This is a genomic window from Bacteroides cellulosilyticus DSM 14838 (genome assembly GCF_000158035.1).
In the GTDB taxonomy this organism is placed as follows: Bacteria; Bacteroidota; Bacteroidia; order Bacteroidales; family Bacteroidaceae; genus Bacteroides; species Bacteroides cellulosilyticus.
In genome coordinates, this window is sequence record NZ_EQ973490.1 from 1,004,990 (window position 1) to 1,017,406 (window position 12,417).

Below are 12,417 nucleotides of genomic sequence, written 5' to 3' on the forward strand. Positions count from 1 at the left end.
TAAGCTCAGGATGACAGATAGTATCAGATAATTAAGCACGAATATTTAATGATAACTACAAGCATTATTGATCAGCCATCATTTCTTACCTGTGAGACTTTTGTTTCTTACCTGAGAAACTTTTGTTTCTTGCCTGAGAAACTTTTGTTCCATAGGCAAGGCACTTTTGTTTCAATAGGAAGAAACAAAATAGAACAAATAGAGGTGCGACAAAGCACTATTGTTTCAAATACTCTGAGGGCAATACCCCAAACTCTTCCTTAAAGCATTGCCGGAAATAAACCACGCTGTTTATGCCTACCCTGAAAGCAACTTCGGAGATATTATACCTGCCTTCCAGAAGCAACCGTTCAGCATGCTGCATTTTTATCTTACGAACATATTCATTGGTAGACAAGCCTGTCAAAGCTTTCATCTTGCGATATAGCGTAGACTTACTCATACACATATTATCAGCCAGATAACCTATGTCAATCTTCTCGGATGACAACCGGGCTTCTATCAGCTGATTTATCTTCTCGATAAACTCATTATCCAGTTTATTCAAAGACTCTGCCAATAAAGCACGTTTCTCATCCATATTATGATGTGGAGTACTGGTATTAAAACGTTCTGTCAGCCGCTTGCGGGATTCAAGCAAATTGTTGATACGACTATGCAGGAGAGTAGCACTGAAAGGTTTCGTCAGATAAGAATCGGCTCCCACCTGATATCCCTCTTCTTTATCCTGCAACGAATCTTTAGCAGTCAACAGAATAATGGGAATGTGACTGGTGCGCACATCTTCTTTCAATATTTTACACATCATAATTCCATTCATCACAGGCATCATGATATCACTCACAATGATATCAGGAATACTATTTAATGCCTGCTCCATCCCCTGTTCGCCATTTGCCGCTGTTTTCACTTCAAAATCATCAGAGAAGGATTCAGCAATATAATTGCAGATGTCCTGATTATCTTCCACTATCAACATAATACGCTTTCCACCGGAAGCTGACTCAGGAATCTCTTCTTTTTCTTCCTTTTCATCTACGGTTCTTTCCGGTGAATCGGCATGTAATACATGAGGATAAGTATTATCAGTCAATAGACTGAAATAGAAGGTACTACCTGTGCCTAAGGTACTCTCCACCTTTATTTCCCCCTCATGCAACGTCACCAGATTTTTCACCAGTGCCAGGCCGATGCCGGTACCCGAAGCCTGATGATCGCCTCCTTCCTGATAATAACGATTAAAGATATGGGGTAATGCCTCAGGAGTAATGCCAAAACCTGTATCACTTACTTTTATTTCAGTATAACTGATATTATTCCGTACCACATTGTGCAATCCCAGGGTGATAGAGCCCTTCTCGGTATATTTAATAGCATTAGAGATCAGATTATCCAGGATAATAGTCACTATCTCTTTATCAAAGTATAGAGGCATATCCTCTTTTTCCAGTTCGATGCAAAACTCAATATCCGGCTTACGATTCAGTTCTTTATATTTAAGTCCTATTTCGTACACCAGATTGGCAATATTGTCATGAGCCACACAAAGCTTCTTATTCTGTGTTTCCGTCTTTCTGAATTCCAGTATCTGGTTGATCAGATTCAATAATCGTATGGCACTTTGATGGATGACTGATATCTTCTGGGCATCCTTATTAGAAAGCGAATTACTCTTCTGCATATCTTCCAGTGGGCCCAGTATCAATGTCAGCGGTGTACGAAGTTCATGCGTGATGTTGGTATAAAAACGCAGACGCTCCTGATTCAGTTCCTGCTCTTGCACATGATTCTTTTTTTCCAGATCGTACAGAACTTCCATATCAAGCTTCTTCTTGTAAGCATAAAGAATGAAGAACAGGATGGCTCCACTCAACAATACATAGCTGCATTTCGCCCACCAGGTAAGCCACAAAGGCGGAACAATATGGATATCCAAAGTTGTAACCTCATCCGACCATTCCTGGTTCTTGATACGGGTTTTTACCATGAAATGATAATCACCGGGAGGCACATTACGGAAGGTTACGCTATTGGGGTCTGTCACCGTATACCATGCATCTTCCAGTCCTTTCAGCATATAGGCATACTCCACCTGGTTGACCAATGCATAGTTCCGTATATTAAAAGTAATATTAAAGCTATTCTGCATATACTTCAGCCTTACTTTCGACTGACCGTCAATACTGACCACTTCTTCATTGTCTCCCATATTACCCAAAGGAGCAAATATCTTCATTTCCGTGATGACAGCCGCAGGAGACTCACGCTTTGTCAGAACAAAATCCGGATTGAAGTGGCAAAGTCCATTGATGGAACCGAAATAAATCTCTCCATTCTGATCCTTAGCTACACTGCCACTCATAAAATTTCCCATCGGCACATTATCCCAATGGTCATAGTTATAGAAAACATCCTTATCCCGCAACAGACAACTGATTCCCTTATTGGTGCTCACCCAGATATTATGATTCGCATCTTCCGTTATAGCACGTATATGTGTATTGGTTAAGCCTTCTTCACGGCGGTAAACCTTATATCCCCAATCGGATGGCGAGGAGAAACACACCAAACCTTCTCCTGTCCCGACCCATACATTCTTCCTGCTGTCTTCATAAATTGCATTGATGGTATTGGAAGGGAACAGGTTCTCCATATTAAAGAGCTTGATATCCTGCAACTCATCATCTCCTATCCCCAGGCCACTCCCAAAAGAACCGATCCACAGACGTCCCTGAGAGTCCTTCATAACGCACCGCACCAGATTGTTCTCAAACTCATAATGTCCCACGATCTTCTTATCAGCCAGACTAACTTTGTAGATACCACGACTGGTACCAATCCACAGAATATGCCGGTCGTCTTCATAGAACGAACGGATATCCTCGTGTTCTAATTCTTTAAGGAAGTTCCGGTGGAATATCTTTCTCTTCGCATCGTAATAATTCACTCCACCCATAAATAAGCCGAACCACAGATTATCTTCCGAGTCGCGCAGTGAGGCCAGCACAGAGTTTCCACTCATATCTTCAATCTCTTCCTGATAAACGGATACCCGTTTACCTTGATCAAAGACATTGATTCCTCCCCCATCTGTTCCAATCCACAATTTACCTTGGCTATCCACACAAACGCTGCTTGCTGTTTTATTATTCAGGCGACTCATTGAATTCTGATTGGGAGAATAGTAATAACCGCCAAACAAAGGTGGCTCATAGCTTAAGAAATTTATGCCACCACCCCATACACCCGTCCAGATATTCTTGAATGAATCCTGAAAAATGCACCTCGTACTTGAATTAGAGAGACTGTATCCGTCATCTCCTTCCCTGATATAATGAAATTGAGTCTGTTCGGGTAGCAGGAACAAACGCTGCGATAAATCCATTATGGCTATTCCGCCAAATTCCATAGCTATCCACAACTTATTCCCGTCAAGCTGCTTAATGTCGTAGATATAGTGCGAAAGATTCCCGTCTGAATTAAACTGGATGAAATTCTCTGATTCAGGATTAAACAATGCCAGACCTTTGTTTGTCCCTACCCAGATATTATTATTCAGATCCTTATATACGCATCTCACTTCATTACCCGGCAAGCTGTGCCGATCACTCGGATCATGCACGAAGTTCTTCGCTCTTTTATCTTTAATGGAAAGAATACTAAAACCATTATGGACATGGCCTACATATAACTTACCATTCCCTCCATCAGCAACAGTCCAGATGTTATCACTGACAAGCCCCGGTATATTTGCCGTATTATAATGAGAAAAGTGACCGGTTTCTTTATCGAAATATTCAATTCCTTTCCAATAAGTTGTCACCCACAGATTTCCATCAGCAGCGGCAATAACATTGGTTACGTCATCCGTAATGATACTTTCAGGCACAGCCTCATTATGCCGGTAGAATGTAAAGGTGTCCTTTACATAATTATAAGCATTCAACCCCGCCCTCTGTGTGCCAATCCATAAGATGGAATCCTTCGGATCATCCAGCAGGCAGTTCAGTTCATTCCCCGTAATGCCATAGCCGTTCTTTGTTTCATTCTTATAGTAAGTAATGAAGCGCGTTCCATCGAACTTATTCAAGCCCTCTTCAGTCGCAAACCATAAAAAGCCCTCTTTGTCCTGGGCTATGCTAACCACATAGTTATTGGATAATCCCTTCTCAATTCCCAATTGCCTGACAGCATAAGGTTGTGCCGTCAGAAGGGCAGGTAACAACAGTAAGTAAAGTAATAATCTGCTTTTCATGACATCAATTTTCTATTGCAATCCAAAAGTATAAATAAATTCTTTATTTCAGATACACAAATCGTTCATTGCAAGATTTACATCCCCTCACTGCAAGATTTATACAGTTCAAGAAAACTAAGATAGCTTACATTTGCATTATCTAAAAGTGATATTTTAGTAAAGAATGTATCTAATTGTTTAACTTTAAAAGTAATATGTATGAAGAAGAAGCATTTATTCAATGCCGCCCTACTCTGGGCATTCTTATCACTGACTTTATGGACTACAGGATGTAGCGACGATGATGGCTATCCTGATGTGGACGGACAGGCACCTTCCATAGAAATGACACTTGAACACATTCAGACTGCAAATGGTCGCACATTTACACTGGAAGGAACGATTAAAGATGCTGATGGTATTTCAACCATTCAACTGCAATGTGCCGACCTGAACCTCAACAAAACAATCGATTTGATCGAGATTTATGAGAAACCTCTCGAAACTTACGAATTGAGCTACGACTTCAAAATTCAACCAGATGAAATCGGTGAGCAGTTCACCGTAAAAGTTACCGTAACCGATGTAGGCGGACGTACTGTTTCACGAGATGTACTTGTAACGTTGGACGGAGACTTTGAAGATCCAGTATTCGTTATTGCACCCGAAAAGGGTGGTATGGTCACCGTATTGCTGAGAGAAGGTGAAATCCCTACACTCAACATGAATATCTCGATAACTGACGACCGCGGATTGGATTATCTATTGGTAAATATCGAAGGCATCGAAGGATATGAAAACCTGAAAATAGATGCTGATGGTGAAAAAGCTTTTGAGCACTCATTCAACATCACAATGCCTAATGAAAAGAAGGACTATCCGATGACACTTACTGCTGTCGACAAGACAGGAAAAAGCACAATGATAGAATGTACCGTATCTGTAACCGATGTGCAGGATTTCGAAAAGATGTATCTGGCAGACGTAGCTACCGAAGCAGAACTAAACAGCGATGTATTCGGCGTACCGATGCGCATAGACCATGTGGGCGAATTCCAATATCAAGCTCTCTATTATTGCCAGAAAGCTAATACGGAAATCTTCTTCTTACCGCAAAAGACAAGTTTTTCTCCTGTTTGTTATGGTATTGATCCGACAGATGAAGCCATGCTGACCGATGATCCGGCACTGGCTAAACCAATTGTACTGACAGAAGCTAATGTATACTATAAAATCAATATCAATATCTTGCTGAAGACGTATGAAATGGAAACTTATTCACTTGCAGAAGCTGTAGACCCATGGCCTGCAAGCATGAAATACGGCTTACCTACCATGGATAAATGGAACAACAACAGCGGTGAGATGATGGACTTTACGTTCGGTCTGACATCTGACAATCCTACCGGAGTAGTCTCTTTCAAACAAGATGCCACTAACCCGCACTTGTTCTACAATGAGCCTATGTCACTGACAGCAGGAGAGTCAATGAACTTCATTATTCACAACTATCACACAGACCAATGGTGGAACTTTGTTCGCTGGTGCAGCGATACTGAAGAAGAGCCTGAAATATTCGGCTATTACACCGGAAGTGCATTTAAAAATTCCAATTACACCGGTCCCACTACAACACAAGATGTATGGTCTAAACCCAAAGTAACTGTAACCGGCACCTATCAATTCTGGTTTGATTCCCACCTGGGTAGAGCGAAATTAGTACGAGTAAATTAACCTAATAATAGTCTGACAAATGAGAAAGCAACTATTAATTGCATGTCTTTTGTTACTGTCAATATGCAGCTATGCACAACAGATAACAGTAAAAGGTATAGTGACTTCAGCTACCGATAAGGAACCCTTAATCGGAGCTACAATTCAAGTGAAAGGCAGTGGAACAGGCACCATCACAGGCATCGATGGTGATTATACACTGATGAATGTTCCTGCAAACGCTATACTTGTGTATTCTACCATCGGTTACCAGACACAAGAAATCAAAGTAAACGGACAGACCACCATCAACGTTGTGTTGTCGGAATCTGCCGAACTACTGGACGAAGTGGTGGTTATCGGATATGGTGCCGTGAAAAAGAGCGACCTGACCAGTTCCATCGCTACAGTGAAAGGCGATGAAATCACCGAAACTGTAACCGGTAATGCTATGGACGCCTTGCAAGGTAAGATCAACGGTGTACAGGTAACCAGCGGTGGTGGTCCGGGTACACAACCTAAAGTATTGATCCGTGGTGTAACTACAGTTAACGGAACCGATCCGCTCTACGTGGTAGATGGTATGCCGGTAGGTACGAACATCAACTTCCTAAACAGTAATGATATCCAGTCCATGGAAGTTCTAAAGGATGCTTCTGCGGCTGCTATCTACGGTACGCGTGCCTCTAACGGTGTGATCCTGATTACTACCAAGAAAGGTATTGCCGGAAAAACAAATATCAGTTTCAGTGCATCGGCAGGTTTCCAAACGTTGGCTAAACCCAAGATGGCCAATGCTGCCGAATACAAAGAAGTGTTCAATACCCGCTATACAAATGATGGAGGTACCTCTATCTGGAATGACACCGGTGCCACTACCAATCCGAATGGTACTGACTGGTGGGATGAGGTAATCAATAAGACTGCTTTAGTACAGAATTACTCACTCAACATCTCCGGTGGTAATGACAAATTGGTTTATAATCTTAGCTTAGGTTATTTCCGTAATAATTCACAATACGACTACGGATACTGGGATAAAATCAATGCACGTCTCAATACGGAATATACCTTCAACAAATACGTAAAAATGGGTTTTGACATTGCACCGCGCGTAGAATCATGGGATGATACTCCCAACCTTTTCTCAGCTGCTATGTCCATGGATCCGACAACTCCTGTATTTAAACCACAAGATCAATGGGTGGACAATGAGTTTAACAACTATCAGCGTTCTTACAACAATCAGGAATGGAACCCAGCCGGTTCGTTGTCACGCCAGAATGGACATTCACGTGAAATGGGTGCCATTGTAAACACCTATTTACAAGTAAATCCGATTGAAAAGCTTACCTTACGTACACAATTCGGAGCTAATGCCCACTTCCGTCGCTCGGATGGATTCACACCCGAATTCTATATCGACGCTTTGGAACAATCTACATTGAGTAATGTATCCCGTGAGATGCAAGAATGGCTCGACTGGAACTGGACCAATACTGCAACTTATTCTGACACTTTTGCTTCAAAGCATAACCTCAATATAATGGGTGGTTTCACAGCAGAACGTTTTGCATGGTTCCAGACCAAGGCTTCACGCGACGATGTGCCCAACAATATGGACATCATGCAGGAAGTAAATGCCGGTACACAGAATCAGAAAGGTGACGGTACTACCACCTACAACACGTTGATATCATACTTGGGACGTATCATGTATAACTATGACAACCGTTACTATGTGACAGCATCTATCCGTGCCGATGGTTCTTCCCGCTTCCCCAAAGGAAACAAATATGCTATCTTCCCCGCGGTATCTGCTTCATGGCGCATCATCAGCGAAAGCTTTATGCAAGACCAGAAGGTATTCAGCAATCTGAAACTACGTGGTGGTTGGGGTCGTGTAGGTAACCAGAACATCGACAACGATGCTACTCTTACCCTACTGGGACAAGCTGACTATGTATTTGGTTCAACTCCCGTCCGTGTACCCGGTACCATGATATCAGGCGTAGGAAACAATCAACTGCAATGGGAAACAGTGGAAGACTGGAACGTAGGTGTGGACATGTCATTCCTAAACTCCCGCCTAGGTGTAACTTTTGAATATTTCCAAAAGAAATCCAGCAACATGCTCTATCAGAAACAGAATATCTTCGCTATCGGTTATCCCGATTGGAACAGCACTGTATGGATGAACATCGGTAGTATGAAAGCCAGCGGTTGGGAATTAAGCCTGAACTGGCAGGATAAAGTATCTGATTTCTCTTACAATGTAGGTGTAAACCTTTCAGCTGTGAAAAACAGAGCTATCAAATTCTCTGGAGACGGACCTATTCAGACTGGTGGGTTCAATAGTGATCAGATCATCCGTAACGAAGACGGTGGTTTAATTTCACGGTTCTACGGATACGTGGCAGATGGTATCTTCCAAAACTGGAGCGAGGTATATGCTCATACCAACGAGCATGGAAAATTGATACAGGATAAAGCACAGCCAGGTGATATCCGCTTCAAGGACTTGAATCATGACGGTGTACTGGACGAAAACGATAAGACATGGATCGGTAACCCTTATCCAGACCTTATGGTAGGTTTGAATCTGGGCTTCAATTACAAGAACTTCGACTTCACAGCCAACTTCTACGGAACACTCGGCAACGATATCTTTAATAAAACCAAAGGATTATATTCCGGGGTAAGCGGGCAGAACGTATGGGCAGGCACACTGGAAAAAGCATGGCATGGCGAAGGTACCAGCAATGACATTCCACGCTTGTCATACAACGACCTGAACCAGAACTATACACGCGTATCCAGCTTCTTTGTAGAAGACGGTTCATACATGCGATGCAAACTGCTTCAGATAGGTTATACTCTTCCCAAGAAGCTGTTGCGCGGAACAGAGTTGCGTCTTTATTTCTCAGCACAGAATCCGTTCACTATCACCGGTTATTCAGGTATGGACCCCGAACGTCCGCAGATTGGTAATGATGGAAGTGTAATCGAAACAGGTATCGATGGCATTGCCTATCCCAACCCACGTACATTCTTGTTTGGTATTGACTTTAAATTTTAATCCTTGATAACAATGAAACAGATATTAGCAATATTGACATTGATTGCCTCGCTGACATTCACCTCTTGCGAGGACTTCCTGACCGAGGAAGTGCGTGGGCAACAAAATCTCGACACCTATTTCCAAAGTGTAGAGGAAGCCGAGTCATTCATCACCGGTTGCTACCAGGCCATCACTTTCGGTGGTTGGTGGAACATCAATACGGTATGGTTACTTTCCGAAATGTGCAGCGATGACGGTTGGATGGGAAATACAACCCAAAGCCAGAGTGATTATATCTCTTTAGCACATTATCAGGGTACAGGACAGAGCAACGGAGCCATCTCAAACTTCTGGCAATACCGTTATAAAGGCATCTTACGCTGCAACGTAGCCGTAGAACGCATCTCACAATCCGAATTCTCGGACGAAGACATGAAGAACCGCCTGATAGGCGAAGCCCGCTTCCTGCGTGGATATTTCTACTTCGAACTGGTAAGAAACTTCGGCGGTGTACCTCTCGTTACAAGCTTCCTGTTGCCCGAGGAGATACAAGGCATTACCCGCGCTTCTGCCGAAGATGTATATAAGTTCATCGAAGATGATCTGAAAGCTGCCGCCGACGCGTTGCCAAAACGTAGTGAATATGCTGCCACCGATATGGGGCGTGCTACCAGTGGTGCAGCCTTAGGCCTGCTAGGTAAAGTTTACCTTTATCAGGAAAAGTGGCAAGAAGCACATGATGTATTGGAAACCGTTATCGACAGCAAAGAGTACGAACTGCTTGATAACTTCGGTGACGTATGGAGTGTTGACCACAACAACAGTAAAGAGAGTCTGTTTGAAGTACAGTATATGTACGACGGTACTTATTCATTAGGTGGTTCACTGACAATAATCACCGGTGCACGTAATGGTCCCGGCGACGGATGGTCTTGGGGTCAGCCTACTGCCAACCTCGAACAGGCTTACATTGACGCAGGTGATACCGAACGCCTTCGCTGGACTATCATCAAAACCGGATGTACCGAGATTGCCGGTGAAGATAACTTCGATAAGTTCATTGAAAATAGCAAAGACATGGCTAATTACAAGACTTATATCGAGAAGTATGGTTGGGATCCGGATTGCTATATAATTGACCCTGCACAACATAAATCGGCACGTATCGTCCGCAAATATTTCGTACCTATCGAAAAGCGTCCGGAAGTGTACAATACAGACAAGATTCCTTTGGATCACCGCATCTTGCGCTATGCCGATGTATTGCTGATGTATGCCGAAGCCTGCAACGAACTGGGTGATGACGCTACAGCACGTAAATACCTCAATGAAGTACGTAACCGCGTAAACCTGGAGGATGTAAAATCAAGCGGCAACGATCTCCGCAAAGATATCCGTCTGGAACGTCGCCTGGAATTAGCATGGGAGCAAAATCGCTTGTATGACATCCGCCGCTGGACCGACGACAATGGCAAGAAGGTGATTTCCAATCTGCTGGGAACCAATGGTACTTTCGTTAAGTATAACACAGATGCCGCTACCCGCGACCTCTATGAATGGGAGAACCAGGGCGAAGCAAGTAATAAAGGTGCTGGCTTTGATGAAAACCGCGACATGGTATTCCCCATTCCTTTGTATGAAATCACAATGTCTAATGGTTCTATCGTTCAGAATCCGGGTTGGAATTAACCCCGGTGAATGTCTAAATAGAATTCTTCAATAGGTCTTTATACTCTGTCGCGGATAGTTTCATAATAGATTATCCGCGACAGTCTTTTTTAAACCATCGAATATTTATGAAGCTAAAATATTATTTCACTCTGCTGTCCCTGCTTTCCTTTATGGCTTGCAGTGACGATTCTCCTTCTACACCCGATACTCCCGATCAACCGGATGTACCGAATAGTGTAGAGAAACTAGTCACCATTAATGCCGGAAAAACCTATCAGACTATCACAGGATTCGGTGCATCAGACTGCTGGAATCCTTCCTATGTAGGTAAATACTGGACCAACAGCCGTGAGAAAATCACCGAATTACTCTTCTCTTCCGAAATTCAGGCAGGAAGCCCCAAAGGTATCGGTCTCTCCATGTGGCGTGTAAACCTTGGCGGTGGAACTGCCGAACAAGGTGATGCAAGCGGCATTACCGATAAATCCCGTCGCGCAGAGTCATACCTGACAAACGACTTGACCCTTGACTGGAATCGTTGCGAAGGGCAACGTTATTTCCTGAACCGTGCTAAAGAGTTCGGTTGCGAAAGTATCGTCCTTTTCAGCAATACACCACCCGTACAATATACACAGAACGGCAAAGGTTTCTCCAACCAAGGAGGAGTATCAAACCTGAAAAACGATTGCTACGATGACTTTGCCGCTTACATGGGCGATGTAGCTCAATACTACATAGATAAAGGTTATCCTGTGACGCACATCTCACCGGTCAACGAACCGCAATACAACTGGGATGGAGGACAAGAAGGAAGCGGCTGGACCAATGACGAAGTTGCCAGATTGGCCCGCGAACTGGATGATGCCTTAACCGAACGTAATTTGTCTACCGATATCCTGCTCGGTGAATCGGGCGATTGGGAATACTTATATAAGACCAAAGACGATGCCAATCGCAGTAACGTTATGTCTGCCTTTTTCACCCCCGGCTCGTCAGCTTATGTAGGTAACTTAAATCATGTAAAGAAACTAATCTGCGGTCATAGCTATTGGACCGATGGTACTTGGGACGGTATGCGCAGCGTACGTAAGCAAGTGGCACAAGCAGCAACGCAATATGGTGTAGATGTATGGCAAAGTGAATGGAGCATGCTGGGAGACAACTACAGCAACACAGAATTTGTAGGATATGACAATGCTACAGAAATGGATATCGCATTTTATATGTCGAGAGTGATACACAATGACCTTACCGTAGCAGGAGTATCTTCATGGAGCTACTGGACTTCCATGGACGTAGCCCGTTGGGGACATAAAAACCGTTTTCTTCTGATATCCCTCGTACCTGGTGGAGGAATCAACAACAACAATGACAACATAGAAAAAGAAGGTACTTTCCAACCCACTGCCACCCTTTGGGTATTGGGTAATTATAGTCTGTTCATCCGCCCCGGATACCAACGTATCAACATGCAACTGACCGAATCGCTCAACTTCTTTGGATCTGCATGGCTATCCCCGCAAGGAGATAAAATAGTAGCCGTCTTCACCAATATGTCCAGCAAGAATGTCCGCCTAAGCGAAACTCATGAAGGATGGAGCAACGAAGCTACGTCAATCCGGACCTACACCACTACCAATAGCAAAAAACTGACAGAAGCCACCGTATCTGCCGGAGAATCTGTACTTTTGGAAGCGGAAAGTGTAACCACAGTAGTGTATAATCTAAAATAATC

5 protein-coding genes are annotated in these 12,417 nt (G+C 43.3%); 4 read left to right on the forward strand and 1 reads right to left on the reverse strand.

Features of this window, described 5'->3' with window-relative positions; translation table 11 throughout:
• Positions 1 to 217: 217 nt before the first annotated feature.
• On the reverse strand, positions 218 to 4,255 hold the full coding sequence (locus BACCELL_RS08420; RefSeq protein WP_007211279.1) for a hybrid sensor histidine kinase/response regulator transcription factor: 4,038 nt from the start codon (positions 4,253 to 4,255) through the stop codon (positions 218 to 220).
• Positions 4,256 to 4,456: 201 nt separating this feature from the next.
• Here BACCELL_RS08420 and BACCELL_RS08425 point away from each other — a divergent pair, with 201 nt between their 5' ends.
• The 4 genes from BACCELL_RS08425 to BACCELL_RS08440 all read left to right on the forward strand — a co-directional run bounded on the left by BACCELL_RS08425 (position 4,457) and on the right by BACCELL_RS08440 (position 12,415).
• Positions 4,457 to 5,971, forward strand: a complete 1,515-nt coding sequence (locus BACCELL_RS08425) for a hypothetical protein (protein ID WP_007211280.1) — start codon at positions 4,457 to 4,459, stop codon at positions 5,969 to 5,971.
• 19 nt (positions 5,972 to 5,990) lie between these two features.
• Positions 5,991 to 9,029: a SusC/RagA family TonB-linked outer membrane protein gene (locus BACCELL_RS08430; protein WP_007211281.1), complete on the forward strand. Its 3,039-nt coding sequence runs from the start codon at positions 5,991 to 5,993 to the stop codon at positions 9,027 to 9,029.
• A 12-nt stretch (positions 9,030 to 9,041) separates the two neighbouring features.
• Positions 9,042 to 10,700, forward strand: coding sequence for a RagB/SusD family nutrient uptake outer membrane protein (locus BACCELL_RS08435; protein WP_007211282.1), 1,659 nt, complete (start codon positions 9,042 to 9,044; stop codon positions 10,698 to 10,700).
• Positions 10,701 to 10,807: 107 nt separating this feature from the next.
• Complete coding sequence (locus tag BACCELL_RS08440) at positions 10,808 to 12,415, forward strand: glycoside hydrolase (RefSeq protein ID WP_007211283.1); 1,608 nt, start codon at positions 10,808 to 10,810, stop codon at positions 12,413 to 12,415.
• Positions 12,416 to 12,417 lie beyond the last annotated feature (2 nt).

What these genes read in the sequence shown, in the direction of transcription:
- BACCELL_RS08440 (WP_007211283.1), top strand. Translation starts at nt 10,808, where the DNA reads ATGAAGCTAAAATATTATTTCACTCTGCTGTCCCTGCTTTCCTTTATG.
- BACCELL_RS08420 (WP_007211279.1), bottom strand. Translation starts at nt 4,255, where the DNA reads ATGAAAAGCAGATTATTACTTTACTTACTGTTGTTACCTGCCCTTCTG.
- BACCELL_RS08435 (WP_007211282.1), top strand. Translation starts at nt 9,042, where the DNA reads ATGAAACAGATATTAGCAATATTGACATTGATTGCCTCGCTGACATTC.
- BACCELL_RS08425 (WP_007211280.1), top strand. Translation starts at nt 4,457, where the DNA reads ATGAAGAAGAAGCATTTATTCAATGCCGCCCTACTCTGGGCATTCTTA.
- BACCELL_RS08430 (WP_007211281.1), top strand. Translation starts at nt 5,991, where the DNA reads ATGAGAAAGCAACTATTAATTGCATGTCTTTTGTTACTGTCAATATGC.